General features: G+C 68.7%; 13 protein-coding genes and 1 pseudogene. 11 read left to right on the top strand and 3 right to left on the bottom strand.

The genetic code is table 11. The features are described 5' to 3' along the window. The 4 genes from STSP_RS38995 (at position 1) to STSP_RS02030 (ending at position 4,981) form a co-directional block, all read left to right on the top strand. A complete protein-coding gene (locus tag STSP_RS38995; RefSeq protein ID WP_157902764.1) occupies positions 1-150 on the top strand; it encodes a hypothetical protein in 150 nt (49 codons plus the stop codon). Beyond that, positions 147-3,041, top strand: coding sequence for an FAD-binding and (Fe-S)-binding domain-containing protein (locus STSP_RS02020; RefSeq protein WP_067271151.1), 2,895 nt, complete (start codon positions 147-149; stop codon positions 3,039-3,041). Before STSP_RS38995 ends, STSP_RS02020 begins: the two co-directional genes overlap by 4 nt. After that, positions 3,038-4,477, top strand: coding sequence for an NAD-dependent succinate-semialdehyde dehydrogenase (locus STSP_RS02025; protein WP_067271153.1), 1,440 nt, complete (start codon positions 3,038-3,040; stop codon positions 4,475-4,477). Before STSP_RS02020 ends, STSP_RS02025 begins: the two co-directional genes overlap by 4 nt. A 150-nt stretch (positions 4,478-4,627) precedes the next feature. Next, entirely contained in the window at positions 4,628-4,981 is a 354-nt protein-coding gene (locus STSP_RS02030; RefSeq protein ID WP_067271156.1) for a cupin domain-containing protein, read from the top strand. 36 nt (positions 4,982-5,017) lie between these two features. On the opposite strand, the gene STSP_RS02035 is transcribed toward STSP_RS02030, so the two are convergent. Continuing rightward, the gene (locus STSP_RS02035) at positions 5,018-5,485 is read right to left on the bottom strand and encodes an IclR family transcriptional regulator (protein ID WP_232789492.1); all 468 of its coding nucleotides are present in this window, start codon (positions 5,483-5,485) and stop codon (positions 5,018-5,020) included. A 13-nt stretch (positions 5,486-5,498) separates the two neighbouring features. Between STSP_RS02035 and STSP_RS39925 the strand changes: the two are divergent. Further along, positions 5,499-5,647, top strand: a pseudogene (locus STSP_RS39925) (aspartate ammonia-lyase); the annotation flags it as partial. 810 nt (positions 5,648-6,457) lie between these two features. On the opposite strand, the gene STSP_RS02040 reads toward STSP_RS39925, so the two are convergent. Continuing rightward, positions 6,458-6,850 carry a nuclear transport factor 2 family protein gene (locus tag STSP_RS02040; protein WP_067271159.1) on the bottom strand — a complete coding sequence of 131 codons (393 nt, stop codon included), beginning with the start codon at positions 6,848-6,850 and terminating at the stop codon, positions 6,458-6,460. 128 nt (positions 6,851-6,978) lie between these two features. On the opposite strand from STSP_RS02040, the gene STSP_RS02045 reads away from it, so the two are divergent. The 3 genes from STSP_RS02045 (at position 6,979) to STSP_RS02055 (ending at position 9,746) form a co-directional block, all read left to right on the top strand. Continuing rightward, positions 6,979-7,557 (top strand): PadR family transcriptional regulator, encoded by a 579-nt coding sequence (locus STSP_RS02045; protein ID WP_067271162.1) that lies wholly within the window; start codon positions 6,979-6,981, stop codon positions 7,555-7,557. A 43-nt stretch (positions 7,558-7,600) separates the two neighbouring features. Beyond that, the gene (locus tag STSP_RS02050; RefSeq protein WP_067271164.1) at positions 7,601-8,461 is read left to right on the top strand and encodes an SGNH/GDSL hydrolase family protein; all 861 of its coding nucleotides are present in this window, start codon (positions 7,601-7,603) and stop codon (positions 8,459-8,461) included. A gap of 100 nt (positions 8,462-8,561) precedes the next feature. Beyond that, entirely contained in the window at positions 8,562-9,746 is a 1,185-nt protein-coding gene (locus STSP_RS02055; RefSeq protein ID WP_067271166.1) for an IS701 family transposase, read from the top strand. A 454-nt stretch (positions 9,747-10,200) separates the two neighbouring features. Here the strand turns inward: STSP_RS02055 and STSP_RS02060 are convergent, their stop codons facing one another. Beyond that, entirely contained in the window at positions 10,201-10,887 is a 687-nt protein-coding gene (locus STSP_RS02060; protein WP_067271168.1) for a GntR family transcriptional regulator, read from the bottom strand. Positions 10,888-11,726: 839 nt separating this feature from the next. Between STSP_RS02060 and STSP_RS02065 the strand changes: the two genes are divergently transcribed. From STSP_RS02065 to STSP_RS02075, 3 genes are all read left to right on the top strand, one after another. Then, positions 11,727-12,407: a haloacid dehalogenase type II gene (locus STSP_RS02065; protein ID WP_067271170.1), complete on the top strand. Its 681-nt coding sequence runs from the start codon at positions 11,727-11,729 to the stop codon at positions 12,405-12,407. A gap of 49 nt (positions 12,408-12,456) precedes the next feature. Next, positions 12,457-12,942 carry a RidA family protein gene (locus tag STSP_RS02070; RefSeq protein ID WP_067271173.1) on the top strand — a complete coding sequence of 162 codons (486 nt, stop codon included), beginning with the start codon at positions 12,457-12,459 and terminating at the stop codon, positions 12,940-12,942. 605 nt (positions 12,943-13,547) lie between these two features. Continuing rightward, positions 13,548-14,086 (top strand): NAD(P)/FAD-dependent oxidoreductase (locus STSP_RS02075; RefSeq protein WP_157902765.1); only part of this gene is annotated, 539 nt, incomplete at its 3' end.

Here is a 14,086-nt window from a genome sequence, read left to right on the forward strand (position 1 = left end):
ATGGAGTTCGAGAGTAAGCGGAAGTTCGTCACGTTCGACATGAACGGGACGCCGATCCAGCGGGCCATCGACAAGACGGCGGTGGACGAGGGCCTCCAGGCGTGGGCGACCGCGGTCGAGGCCGGCACAGCGGGAGCGACACGGCGATGACGGACACCACCACGGCCCTGGAGTCGCTGGTCGCGCGGCTCGCCGAGACCGCTCCCGGCCTGCGGGTGGAGACCGGTCCCGGCTCCACCGGCCTCTACGCCTACGACGCCTCCAATTACCGTGTCCCGCCGAGGGCCGTGGTGTTTCCCCGCAGTGCCGACGACGTGGTCGCGGTGTTGCGGGCCTGCCGTGAGACAGGCGTCCCGGTGACCGCACGCGGCGGCGGCACCGGCATGGCGGGCAACGCTGTCGGGCCCGGCGTCGTGCTGGACTTCTCCCGGTATATGAACCGGATCCTGGACATCGACCCGGTGGCGCGCACCGCGCGCGTCGAGGCCGGAGTGGTCCTGGACGCGCTGCGGTCGGCGACCGCTCTGCACGGGCTGACCTTCGGGCCCGACCCGTCCTCGCACAGCCGGTGCACCCTCGGCGGCATGATCGGCAACGACGCGTGCGGCAACCGGTCGGTGCGGCACGGGCGCACCAGCAGTCACATCGAGGCGCTGGAGATCGTGACGGCCGACGGTGTGCGGGCCGTCGCCGACCGGACCGGACTGCGCGCCGCCGACCCGGGCGACACGGACGCCGTCCAGCGTGTCGCCGGTCTGGAAGCGGACCTGCGCCGACTGATCGACGGCAACCTGGCCTCGATCCGCACCGAGCTCGGCCGGGTACCGCGCCAGGTCTCCGGCTACCAGCTGCACCACCTGCTGCCCGAGCACGGCTTCGACATGGCCCGCGCGCTGGTGGGCACCGAAGGCTCCTGTTCGGTCGTCACCGCAGCGACGGTCCGCCTGGTGGCGACCGCACAGGCTTCCACCCTCCTCACCCTCGGCTACGACGACGTGGTCGACGCCGCCGAGGACGTCCCCGAGATCCTTCGCTGGAACCCCACCGCCGTGGAGGGCATGGACGAGGCGATCGTCGCCACCATGCGTGCCCGGCGCGGCCCGGACTCCGTCACCGGCCTCCCCGAGGGCCGTGCCTGGCTGTACGTCGAGCTCGACGGTGACGACCAGGTGGCCGTCGACGCTCGCGCCGGCGAACTGCTGGACGTGCTCGAAGCGCAGGGCCGGATGACCGGTGGGCGGGTCGTGCACAGTCCGGCCGAACGGCGCTCGCTGTGGCGGGTCCGCGAGGACGGGGCCGGGTTCGCCGCCCGCCTGGTCGACGGCTCGGAGTCCTGGCCGGGCTGGGAGGACGCGGCCGTCGCGCCCGAAAACCTGGCCGCCTACCTGCGCGACTTCCGCAAGCTGCTGGCCACGCACGGCCTGACCGGCGTGCTGTACGGCCACTTCGGCGCGGGCTGCGTGCACGTGCGCATCGACTTCGACCTCGCCACGGACACGGGGCGGGCCGCCACCCGCCGGTTCCTCACGGAGGCCGCGGCCCTGGTCGTCGAGCACGGCGGAAGCCTGTCGGGCGAGCACGGCGACGGGCGGGCCCGCGGCGAGCTGCTGGAGGTCATGTACAGCCACCGGATGATCCGGACGTTCGCCGCCTTCAAGGAGATCTTCGACCCGGAGGGGCTGCTCAACCCCGGCGTGATCGTCGGCCCGGCACGCCTCGACGCCGACCTCGCCCTGCGTGAACTCCCGCTCTTGGACACGACGTTCACCTTTCCCCACGACGAGGACGGCTTCGCGGGCGCTGTACGCCGCTGCGTCGGTGTCGGCCGCTGTCGCAGCGACGCGGGCGGCGTGATGTGCCCCAGCTACCGGGCCACGGGAGAGGAGAACGACTCCACCCGGGGCCGGGCCCGTCTGCTCCAGGAGATGGTGCGGGGTGACGTGGTCCAGGACGGCTGGCGCTCCACGGAGGTGCGCGACGCCCTCGACCTGTGCCTGTCCTGCAAGGCCTGCTCCAGCGACTGCCCGGTCGGCGTCGACATGGCCACCTACAAGGCGGAGTTCCTGCACCAGCACTACAAGGGCAGGGTCAGACCCCGGTCCCACTACTCGCTGGGCTGGCTGCCCCTGACGTCCAGGCTCGTCGGGTACGCGGCCCGCCCGGTGAACGCGCTGCTGCGCGGACCTGTAGGGAAGCTGCTCGCGCGCCTCGGCGGCGTGACCACGAATCGCCGGATCCCCGCCTTCGCCTCCCGGCGCGCGCTGCGCCGGGCACTGCGCCCGGCGAGGACCGGCGAAACGGCGAAGACGCTGCTCTTCGTGGACAGCTTCACCCGCGCCTTCCGCCCCGAGGTGGCCGGGGCCGCGAGCCGCGTACTCGCCGACGCCGGCATCCCCTGCACCGCGGAGGACGACCTGTGCTGTGGCCTGACCTGGGTGAGCACCGGCCAACTGTCCCTCGCTCGCCGCATCATGGCCCGCACCGTCGCCCGCCTGGACAACGGCGACGGCCGGCCCATCGTCGTGGCCGAACCCAGCTGCGCCGCAGCGCTCAAGCGTGACGTGCCCGAACTCCTCGGCACCGACGCCGCCCGGCGCGTCGCGACCCGCGTCCACACCCTCACCGGAGCCCTGACCGACCTCGCCACACCCGGCTGGGCGCCTCCGGAGCTGCCGGACAACGTCGTGCTGCAGACCCACTGCCACGAATACGCCACCTTCAAGGGCCGCCACCCCCGCGACCTGCTCGGCCGCCTCGGCGTGACGAAGGTCGACGAGGCCGAGGGCTGCTGCGGACTCGCCGGCAACTTCGGCTTCGAGGAACAGCACTACGACACCTCGATGGCCGTCGCCGACCTGGCCTTGAAGCCACGCCTCGACGACGTGGATCCGTGGACACCGGCCGTCGTCGTGGCCGACGGCTTCAGCTGCGCCACCCAGATCGACCACCTCGCCGGAGACCGGGGCGTCCGCGCCCTGCACCTCGCGGAACTGCTCGACCTCGCCGCCGACCGACCCGGACAACCAGGAGAGAACTCATGACCGACACACCCACGCAGTTGTTCATCGGCGGCGCCTGGGTGGACGCCGCGGACGGTGCCACCCTGCCCGTCGACGACCCGGCCACCGGCGAGATCCTGTGCCACGTCGCGGACGCCGGTCCCAAGGACGCGAAACTCGCCGAGGAAGCGGCCGTGCAGGCGCAGCATGAGTGGGCGCGTACGGCGCCCCGGGTGCGCAGCGAGATCCTGCGCCGCGCCTACGAGATCATCCTCGAGCGCACCGACGAACTCGCCCATCTCATGACGTCCGAGATGGGCAAGCCGCTCGCCGAGGCCAGGGGCGAGGTGGCCTACGCGGCGGAGTTCTTCCGCTGGTTCTCCGAGGAGGCCGTGCGTATCGACGGTGGCCTCGCCACGCTGCCGGACGGCCGCAACCGCATGCTGCTCTCCCGCCGCCCGGTCGGCCCCTGCCTGCTGATCACCCCGTGGAACTTCCCGCTGGCCATGGGCACCCGCAAGATCGGCCCGGCGGTCGCCGCCGGCTGCACGATGGTGCTCAAGCCCGCCCCGCAGACCCCTCTCTCCAGCCTGGCCCTCGCCGCGATCCTCAAGGAGGCCGGGCTGCCGGACGGCGTGCTGAACGTCGTCACCACCTCCCGTGCGGGGGAGGTGTGCGAACCGCTCCTGCGCGGCGGGCGGATTCGCAAACTGTCCTTCACCGGCTCCACGGCGGTCGGACAGCTGCTCCTCGCCCAGAGCGCGGAGGCGGTCGTACGGACCTCGATGGAGCTGGGCGGGAACGCGCCGTTCATCGTCTTCGAGGACGCCGACCTCGACAAAGCCGTGGACGGCGCGATGGCCGCCAAGATGCGCAACATGGGCGAGGCGTGCACGGCCGCCAACCGCTTCTTCGTGCACCGCTCGGTGGCGCAGGAGTTCGGGCGCCGGCTGGCCGAGCGGATGGGTGCGCTGGTCGTCGGCCCGGGCACCCGGGACGGCGTCGACGTCGGCCCCCTGATCGACAGGAGGGGACGCGCCAAGGTGGAGGAGCTGGTCGCCGACGCGGTGGAGCGCGGGGCCCAGGTGCTCGAAGGCGGCCGCACACCCGAAGGCCCCGGCTGCTTCTACCCGCCCACCGTGCTGGCCGACGTCGATCCCGGCAGCCGCCTCATGGACACGGAGATCTTCGGCCCGGTCGCCGCGATCCTCACCTTCGACGACGAGGACGAGGTGATCCGCCGGGCCAACGACACCCCCTGGGGCCTGGTCGGCTACGTCTTCACCGAGGGCCTCGACCGTGCCCTGCGGGTGAGCGAGCGGCTGGAGGTGGGCATGGTGGGGCTGAACACGGGCCTGGTGTCCAACCCGGCCGCACCCTTCGGCGGCGTCAAGCAGTCGGGGCTGGGCCGCGAGGGCGGACGCGTGGGAATCGACGAGTTCCTGGAGTACCAGTACCTCGCGGTACCCGTGAACTGACGGCGGCCATGCCCTGACAACGCCACAGCGCGCACCGTCACGGGCCTCACCCGAGCCCGGTTTCCACGCCGGGCACGGGTGGGCGGCCATCGATTTTTCGAGCCCGACCACCAGTTTCCATCCATTTACCGAGCCCAAGGAAAAGAGAACATGTCGCTCCTGAAGACCATCGACACCCATCCCTCCTTCACGCCCCACGAGTCCGGACCACTCCCGGAGCGCCTGATTTCCGGCAACCCCAAGTTCAGGACCTGGGCCCAAGACGTCGCCCGTGGGGAGTCGATCCATACGGGAATTTGGGAGGCGACGCCCGGCGAGATGCGCTCGATCAAGGGCGAGACGTTCGAGTTCTGCCACATTCTCGCCGGCGTCGTCGAACTCACGCCGGAAGGCGGCGAGCCGGTGGTCTACAAGGCGGGCGACAGCTTTGTCATGAAGCCGGGCTTCGTCGGCGTGTGGAAGACCATCGAAACCGTGCGGAAGATCTACCTGACCGTGAAGTGATGCCGGCGCGCAACGCCCGCGGCGCCGGGACCGTCGTCAGGCCAGGTGTCGGGCGGTGATCTCCGCAGCCGTCTCGGAGACCAGCCGCCCCAGCTCGGCCAACCGGCCGAGCTGGAAGCGGGAGTCGGGCAGGGAGACCACCACGACGGCCAGCGGTGTGCCCTCACCGTCGAGCACGGGTCCCGCGATCGCGCAGACACCCTGCAGGTACTGATTGTGGTCGACGGCGTAGCCACGCCCGCTCACGCGGCGGAGCTCCGCACCCAGCTGCCCAGGGTCGGTGACGGCCTCCTCGCCATAACCCTCCAGCGTCCCCGCGGTGACCCCGTCCATCTCGGATCTTTCCAGATGGGCGAGGACGGCGTTCCCGGCGGCGGTGGCGTGCAGGGATGAGGTGTCGCCGATGGCGTGGAAGGTGCGCACGGCGTGGTCGCAGTCCACGCGGTCGACCACGACCATGCCGTGCAGGGCGTCGGGCACCGACGGGTGGACGGTCTCGTTCACCGCATTCCGAAGGCCCCAAACATCGGGTACGGCGGCCACCGACACCGCCGAAGAGGTCCTCGTCAGCGGTCGGAGCATCGCCGAACTCGTCCTGGAGAAGGGCCTGCTGCCCGCGAGACACTGACCGACCTGCTTCGTCCGGAGGCCGTCGCGAGCAGCGGCCAGGTTCTGGCCCGAGGCGCGCACCGGCCGATGGCCACAGCGGTCACCAGTCCGCTTCGCTCCACTGGCCGCAGCATGTCGGCGATGTCCGCGGCAGGCTCGGTCGCCAAGCCGTTGAGTGACTGCTCGGTCCAGATCGCTTTGTCGCGAGGCACGTAACTGGTGCCCCATCGGTGTGTGAACTGGGCGACCAGGAACAATCCCCGCCCCCCTTCGTCGGTGTCGGCCGCCCGGCGCAGGTGACGACGCCTCACCACATAGGACACCGTCTAAGACGGTGTCCTATGTGGTGGGATCCCCGCAACTACCTCGCCTTTCTCGGCCTCGCAGCCGCCCTGTGCTGCTACAAGCGACTCATCCGCCTCACCACGTAGGACACGGTCTAATACTGCAACGGTGCTTGTTCTGATTGCTGGGCAGCTCTTCAGGGACTGTGCCCGCGTCGCTTGCAGTGGCTGATGCGGGCTTGGTGTTGCCGCCTTCGCCGCCAGGTCGACCAGTGCACTATGTGGTCGATCGGTGCTGGGCCGGCGGTCGGTGAGGCGGGTGATCAGGCCTCGGATCTCGGCAAGGCTGAGGTGGATGAGCTGGGAGGATCCGTTTCTGCTCAACGTGGTGCCGACCGGACAGTCACTGGTGCAGCGCCGTCTCGAAGTTGAAGCGCCCGCGCCGAAAGGACGAGGCACAGCCGCCGGGGATGTTGTGACGCTCCACCAGGAGGTGCGTTGTCCCGCCTGCTGGAGTGTGGTGGCGGCGGTCAGTCAGGCGTTCCCGCGCCGATGACCACGGCGTCGAAGTCGGTCGTCGGGCTCACTGCTCGGCGGCCTCTCGGGCGATCTTCTCGAACTGGGCGCCCATGGCCTCGGACAGCGCGTGGGCGGCCGACAGCGGGCGCACCATCACAGTGAAGTCGTCGATCTTGCCGTCCTCGTCGAAGTGCAGGAAGTCGCAGCCCTGGAGCTTCTTTCCGGCGACGCTCGCGGTGAAGACGAAAGCGTGGTCACGGCCGTCGGGGTTCGCGATCTCCCGGACGTAGGTGAAGTTCTCGAAGACCTGTGTCACGGCGCGCAGGATCGCGGTGGTGATCGCCTTGCCCGGGTATGGCTTGAAGGCGACCGGGCTGGTGAATACGACGTCGTCGGCCAGAAGGGCGGCCACGGCGTCCAGGTCACCGTTCTCGACGGCCTTACGGAAGGGGTGCATGATCGACCTCTATACCCAATAAGTTGAATAGGTATAGAGGAGGGTAGAGGTGACTCCGATGCTTGTCGAGGGTGCGGCGCTTCGGGAGTGCTCATCATGGAATACTCGCTGGGCCGTACCTTGCTCCCATGGCATTGCGGAACGCGGTGATGGCCGCGCTGCTGGAGGGCGAGGCGTCCGGTTACGACCTCGCGAAAGGCTTCGACGCGACAGTCGCGAACTTCTGGACGGCGACGCCTCAGCAGCTCTATCGGGAGCTGGAGCGTATGGAGGCCGAGGGGCTGGTCACGGCTCGCCTCGTCGAGCAGCGGCGTCGTCCCAACAAACGGCTGTTCTCCCTGACGGAGGCTGGACGGGAGGCTGTGGGCGCATACACGGCCGAGCCGCCGGGTCGGCCCGCGGTCATCAGGGACGAGCTGCTGGTCAAGGTGCAGTGCGCGGACGCCGGCGACGTCGAGGCGGTGCGCGCCGCCGTCGTCGAACGCATGGAATGGGCCACGGCCAAGCTGGCCCGCTACGAGAGAATCCGTCAACGACTGCTGGGCGGCCGCTCGGAGGAGGCGTACTTTGCCGAGGCCGAGCGTATCGGCCCGTACCTCACTCTGCTGCGCGGGATGTCGTTCGAGCGGGAGAACCTCCAGTGGGGCGACATGGTGTTGCGCAGGCTCGACCAGCGCACCAAGATGATTACTCAAAAAATTGACTAGAGTGGTGGCTCTTCCGGTGATCACAATAAGGAGCCAGCCGCTCATGTCAGGCACTGAGACCCGCTATCTGCGCTTCGTGGCCCTGGGCGACAGTCACACAGAAGGGGTCGGCGACGGCGACGATCTGACAGGCCTGCGCGGGTGGGCCGACCGGCTCGCCGAGCACCTGGCTCGCCACAGCCCGCAGCTCCGGTACGCCAATCTCGCCGTACGGGGCCGTCTGGCCGGGCAGGTCCACGCGGAGCAGTTGCCCGCGGCGCTTGCGCTGCGGCCGGACTTCGCGACGGTCGTGGCCGGAGTTAACGACATGCTGCGCCCCCGCTTCGATCCGGATGAGGTGGCCGCGCATCTGGAGGCGATGTTCGCCGCGCTCACCGGCCAGGGGGCGCGCGTGGCGACGCTCACCTTTCCCGACATCGCGCGCGTTACTCCACTGGCCCGTCCGCTCCGGCCGCGTCTTGAGGCGCTGAACCACCGCGTTCGCGCGGCGGCGCACCGGCATGGTGTCGTCGTCGCCGACGTCACCCTGTATCCGGTGGCCACAGATCCACGCCTGTGGAGTCAGGACCGCCTCCACTCGAGCCCACTCGGCCACCAGCGGATCGCGGCGGCGCTCGCTCACTCGCTCAACCTGCCGGACACCGACGACTCCTGGACGCACCCGTTGCCCGTCCTGCCTGTCGGTCGGGCACGATTTTTGCGTACCGCGTCAGCCGAGGTGCGCTGGATCGCCGGATTCCTCGGTCCGTGGATCGGCAGGCGCGCGCGTGGGCGTTCCTCCGGAGACGGTCGCGTGGCCAAACGCCCGGACCTCCTGTCCGTCGGTAGCTCCGGCCAGCACTTCGGCCGTGCCTTCCAGCGTGGACCAGAGCCCTCCGTCGACCTGGCAGACGCCTCGGAGTAGCGAGATCCGCTTGTCCGAGCACGAGTAGCGGTCGTTGCTTGCCCTAGTACTGCAACGGTGTCTGTCGTGACTGCTGGCCAGGTCGGTCGTTGGTGTGGTTATGGGTGGGGACCTTGCTGATGTCAGGTTGTGGGCGGGCGAACTGAGCGCTCTGCATGAGCGGTTCGTGCACCGTTTCAACAGGTCGGAGCCGCGGGAGTCGGCTCTTGCCTACATGCGGGGGCTGATTGCTCCGCTGGAGCGCAAGAACGGCTGGACGCTGGCCGAGGAGGCCGGTCACGACGGCCCGGACCGGATCCAGCGGATGCTGAACCGGATCGAGTGGGACGCTGATGAGGTCCTGGACGACGTCCGCGACTACGTCGTGGAACACCTCGGCGACTGGGATGCCGTGCTGATCGTCGACGACACCGGCTTTCTGAAGAAGGGCCTGCGGTCGGCCGGGGTGCAGAGGCAGTACTCCGGAACCGCCGGCCGCACCGAGAACTCCCAGATCGGTGTGTTCCTCGCCTACGCCACCGATCGCGGCCGCACGCTGATCGACCGCCGGCTGTATCTGCCCACGTCGTGGACGGACGACCGGGAACGCTGCCGTCGGGCCGGCATCGGCGACGAGGTCGCGTTCGAGACGAAGGTGGCCATAGCCAAGGCGATGGTCCGCAGGGCCATCGCGGACCGGATCCCGTTCGGCTGGGTGACCGCGGACGCCGCCTACGGTTTCAGCAAGGGTTGGCGGTTCGAACTGGAGCAGGCGGACGTCTTCCATGTCATGGCCGCCACCCGGCACGACACCGTCGTCACCCGCTGGGCCATGGACCACCCGGTCCACGACCTGTTCCCCGGTCTGCCGCGGCAGAAGTGGAAGCGCCGTTCCTTCGGCGAGGGAGCCCATGGCCGGCGGATCTATGACTGGGCTCGCGTCGAGGTCCGCCCCTGGCACCGCGAGGACCGCCGGCACTGGGTCCTCGCCCGCCGCAGCGTCAGCCGGCCCGAGGAGGTCTCCTACTACATCGCCTACTGTCCCGCCGACACCACGCTGGACGAACTCATCCGCATCGCGGGCAGCCGCTGGGCTGTCGAGGAGTGCTTCCAGACCGCCAAGCAGGAATGCGGCCTGGACGACTACCAGGTCCGCCGCTACCCGGGCTGGCACCGCCACATGACCCTCGCCATCGCCGCCCACGCCTGCCTGACCGTCCTACGGGCCCGCCAACTGGACACGGAGAAAGCAGAAACGGATCCTCCCAGCTCATCCACCTCAGCCTCGCTGAGATCCGACGACTGATCACTCGCCTCACCCACCGCCGGTCGGCCCCGGTCGACCACATCCTGCACTGGTCAACCTGGCGCCGAAGACGCCAGCACCAAGCCCGAATCAGCCACTACAAACGACGCGGACACAGCCCCTGAAACTGCCCAGCACTCAGAACAAGCACCGTTGCAGTACTAATTGGCCCGCAGGCATGCCATGAGCCGGCGGACGCGTCCTTCCTGCTCGGGTGAGTGACGGGCTGAGGAGGTGGTAACCGGTGCCGTCGGGGACAGAACCGAAGGGTGCGACGAGTTGCCCTCGCTCCAGGTCGTCGCGGACGACGGGATGCGGGGCGATCGCGGCCCCGACCGCGCTGCGGGAGAAGCCGCGCTTATGACACAAGGCCCCGCCACGATCCTCGACTTCCCGGCACGGCTCTACAGCGTCACGGTGGCAAGCGGCCTTGGACCACGCAGGCAACATGGCCTCACATGTGCCGGGGCGTACGCTCCCCCGGGTCTCCCGTCTGGGCTCCCAGCCCCATGGGGAAGTGGGCAGCCAGTTCCTGACGGAACGCGTCGGTGTCGCCGTCAAGGGCGACCGCGGCCAACCGCTCGTGCTCGACGACCAGTTGATGCGGGTCGTCGCTGTAGGTGCGGTGATCGACGCTGAGGTGGAGGCGCAGCTTGGTCTCCCAGCCGTTCCAGAGGCTCTGCAGCACGCCGTGCCCCGAGAGATCGTAGAAGAGTCGGTGGAAGCGAAGGTGCGCGTCGATGCTGGCCGGGATGTCGTCCTTCTCCATGGCCCGGCGGAGATCCTCGACCGTTTGCAGCAACTGAGGCCGCTCAGGACCGCGCAGCGCTTCGGTGGACAGCTCCGCGGCGTACGGCTCTACCCGCAGCCGGACCGAGTCGATCTCGGCGACCTCACGAGCGCTCACCTCTACGACGAACGCCCCGCGGTAGGGGATCTTGACAACGAGCCCTTCCTCCTCCAGCTTGGTCAGCGCCTCACGCAGCGGGGACCGGCTGATGCCGAGATCCGCGGCGATGTGCGCCTCACGCAACTGGCCACCGGGAGGTACGGTGCCGTCGAGAATGGCGGCACGCAGCGTGCGGTAGACGCCGTCCGGCGTCGTCATCCGCTGCTCCTGCCACTCGAATTTGTGGTCCACTGTGGGGGCCTCCCTTGGTCGTTGTCGACCATTCTTTTGTCGACTATACCTCCATTGATCTTGCATCGACAATCAACTCGGTTTCTGAGCACGGTTCTCCCCTGACTCACAGGACAGGTCGGCGCCTTAAGGGGACCGTTTGACTGTCTGACCGACGCCGGTCCTGCCACGGGCGTTTTTGATCTGCAGCAGCGTGAAGGGAGCCCTGTCGGCGCCGCACTTGGGGGCGATATCGGACGGGGCGGCCCTGCCGGGGCCGGAATAATCGACCGGCCGGCGGTGGAGCGGGTCCGGTTGAGCTCGCGCTCCAGCACCCTGGACGATTCACAGACTCCGTTGCGCCATGGAAGTGCGAGACCGGGAAACTCCCTCCGCGTCCCACACTGAACCCGAGCCGGCGGTCCGGGGAACCACTCCACGCCAGGACCCCGGCCCCGTCGCGGCAGCACCGGGAGCAGCGGCACCAGTCGGTGCGCCAAGGGTCCGAGTGGCGGCAAGGCAGGTGGTGGCACATACCTGGTGAGCGCGCCCTGGGCGATGCGGGTCAGGATGCACCCGCCGAACGCGTCTGCGCCGCACACACGCCCGGGCCTCCGCAGCCTCATGACAGGCCACTGACCGGCGTTCACTCAGCCTTGCAAGCCCATGTCCACCCCCTCCGCCGCGCAGGTGGGGCGCCGACGACAGAGCCCCCCGCCGAGGCGGAGCCGCCGATGGCCAGAGCGGACGCAGGCTGCCCAACATTGACAGCCGATACCCATATGGTCGACAATCGACAGCGCTGGTCGACAATCGTCCATAGCGGCTCAAGCTGCTCCGCTGAAGCACTAGGAGGACTCATGGGATTCGATGTCAAGCCCAAGTTCGTGACGTTCGACATGAACGGAACGCTGATCAAGTTCAGCATCAACGACACCATGCGCGAGGTCCTGGGCGACCGGCTGCCGGCCGAGGTCGCCGATGAGTTCCTGCGGATCTGCAAGGCGTACCGGATAGACGAGTGCACGGGCGCGTACCAGCCGTTCCACCAGGTCGTCGCTCGTTCCATGGAGCGTGCTCTGCACAAGGTCGGTCTGGAGTTCCGCGAGGACGAGGCGCGGGCGGTGTACGAGCGCATTCCCACCTGGGGCCCGTACCCGGGTGTCACCGAGGCGCTGAACCGCCTGGCCGAGGCGGTCCCGCTGGTCATCATCACGAACAGCGACACCGCGCACGCCGTGCGCCTCGCGGAGAACCTGAAGGCCCCGTTCGAGGTCGTCATCAGTGCCGAGGAGATGGGCGTCTACAAGCCGCGACTCAGCGCGTTCGAGTACATGTTTGCCAAGCTCGGCGTGACACCCGACGAGATCGTCCATGTCTCCGCGAGCCCGATGTACGACCTGCGCTCCGCGGCGATCATGGGCATCGAGAACAAGGTGTACATGGACCGCGGCTGGGAGCACGACGAGCACTGGCTCGGCTACGAGCGGATCACCGACATCGCCGACCTCCCGGTCCTCTTCGGCCTCCCGCGCCCCTGACACCCGAGCGGAGAACTGAGGAAATGATCCACAGCAAGGCGGTGGCGGCATGAGTCAGCCCCTGCCTCAGACCGTCAAGGGTGACTCAGCTTCAGAAAAGCTCCGAAACCTCGGACTGGAGCTACCCGACCTCGCCGGTAACGCGTACTTCGTGCACCACCGAGCGGTGGGCTCCAGCATCCACATTTCCGGCCAACTGCCTTTCAAGGATGGCGAGCTGCTGGGTCAGGGCGTTGTCGGCCGGGACGTGGAGCTGGAGGCCGCGAAGGAGCTCGCGCGCCATGCCGCGCTCAACGCGCTCGCCGCTGCTGTGCAGGCGGTGGGTGATCTGGACCGGGTCCGGATCGTGCAGATGCTGGTCTTCGTGGCCAGCACGCCGGACTTCGGTCTGCAGTCACAGGTCGCCAACGCGGCCAGTGAACTGTTCATCGAGGTTCTGGGCGAGAACGGACGGCACGCCCGGACCGCGATCGGCGTCGCCGGACTGCCGCTCAACACCCCTGTCGAGATCCAGATGATCTGCACTGCGGTGTAGCGGCGAACCAATCATGGGCAGTACAGCTGTGAACCGGCTGCAACAGGCACTCGGCGCCCTCATCGAGCGCATCGACACCCCGGCGCCGATCGTGCCGGCCCACGTAATGCGGGACGACAACAACCGTATTCAGGGCTTCGCCGCCGAGCACAGCCTCGACGTCAGGCCGCACGTCAAGGCGGACAAGTGCGTTGAGGTCGGTCGGTGCCGGGTCCAGGCGGAGACCGACGGAATCACCGCGGGCAACGTGGGTGAGGCCGAGGTCTTCGCCGAGGCCGGATTCGACGGTGTCTTCATCGACTACCCGATCCGGCCCGCGGGGAACGAAAGGGCCGCACATCCGGTGGCTGGCCGAGACGACCCGTCTGCGGGTCGGCGTCGACAACATCGCGGCCATCAGCGCCCTCGCCGATGCGATGGGGGACGACACCGGGCGGCTGGAGGTCCTGATCGAGGGCGACGGAGCCCTTCGTTCCCGGCCCTCCCCCTCGGTGGCGGTCACACCGCCTTCCAGTGCTGGCCCACACGGTTTCCAGACGCAGAAAGAAAGACTCATTATGAACACCCTTGCGGCATCCCCTCGAAACGGAGAGCTCGGCTTCTGGGTGACCCAACTGGTCGACAAGAAGCCCTCGTTCCCCCGTTTCACCGGCCGGGACTCCGTCGACGTGGCCATTGTCGGCGGCGGCTACACCGGCTTGTGGGCGGCGTACTTCGCCAAGAAGCTCGAACCGTCGCTCTCGGTCGCCGTTTTCGAGGCCGAGCAGGTGGGCTACGGCGCGTCAGGGCGCAACGGTGGCTGGCTTTCGGCAATGCCTCCGGGAAATCGTGCCACCTTCGCCCGTGTCGGTGGTGGGCTGGAGGCGAGCCGGGCGCTGCAGCAGGAGTTCGTCGCCGGCGTCGACGCGGTGCTGGACATCCTTGAGGCCGAGGGCATCGATGCCGATCAGCACAAGGGTGGCGCGCTCGTGGCCGCTCACACTCGGGCGGGGCTCGGTCGACTTGTCACCAGGCGTGATACCGAGCTGAAGTACGGGCTGACCGACGACGAGGTCCACATGCTCGACCGGGAGGAGTTCCAGTCCCAGGTCAACATCGCCACCGTTCACGGCGGACTCTTCTACAAGCACTGCGCGCGGATCCA

Source organism: Streptomyces jeddahensis (assembly GCF_001642995.1).
GTDB lineage: Bacteria > Actinomycetota > Actinomycetes > Streptomycetales > Streptomycetaceae > Streptomyces > Streptomyces jeddahensis.

Coding starts and splice junctions, on each gene's coding strand:
- STSP_RS38995 (WP_157902764.1), top strand. CDS start 1: ATGGAGTTCGAGAGTAAGCGGAAGTTCGTCACGTTCGACATGAACGGG.
- STSP_RS02020 (WP_067271151.1), top strand. CDS start 147: ATGACGGACACCACCACGGCCCTGGAGTCGCTGGTCGCGCGGCTCGCC.
- STSP_RS02025 (WP_067271153.1), top strand. CDS start 3,038: ATGACCGACACACCCACGCAGTTGTTCATCGGCGGCGCCTGGGTGGAC.
- STSP_RS02030 (WP_067271156.1), top strand. CDS start 4,628: ATGTCGCTCCTGAAGACCATCGACACCCATCCCTCCTTCACGCCCCAC.
- STSP_RS02040 (WP_067271159.1), bottom strand. CDS start 6,850: ATGCACCCCTTCCGTAAGGCCGTCGAGAACGGTGACCTGGACGCCGTG.
- STSP_RS02045 (WP_067271162.1), top strand. CDS start 6,979: ATGGCATTGCGGAACGCGGTGATGGCCGCGCTGCTGGAGGGCGAGGCG.
- STSP_RS02050 (WP_067271164.1), top strand. CDS start 7,601: ATGTCAGGCACTGAGACCCGCTATCTGCGCTTCGTGGCCCTGGGCGAC.
- STSP_RS02055 (WP_067271166.1), top strand. CDS start 8,562: ATGGGTGGGGACCTTGCTGATGTCAGGTTGTGGGCGGGCGAACTGAGC.
- STSP_RS02065 (WP_067271170.1), top strand. CDS start 11,727: ATGGGATTCGATGTCAAGCCCAAGTTCGTGACGTTCGACATGAACGGA.
- STSP_RS02070 (WP_067271173.1), top strand. CDS start 12,457: ATGAGTCAGCCCCTGCCTCAGACCGTCAAGGGTGACTCAGCTTCAGAA.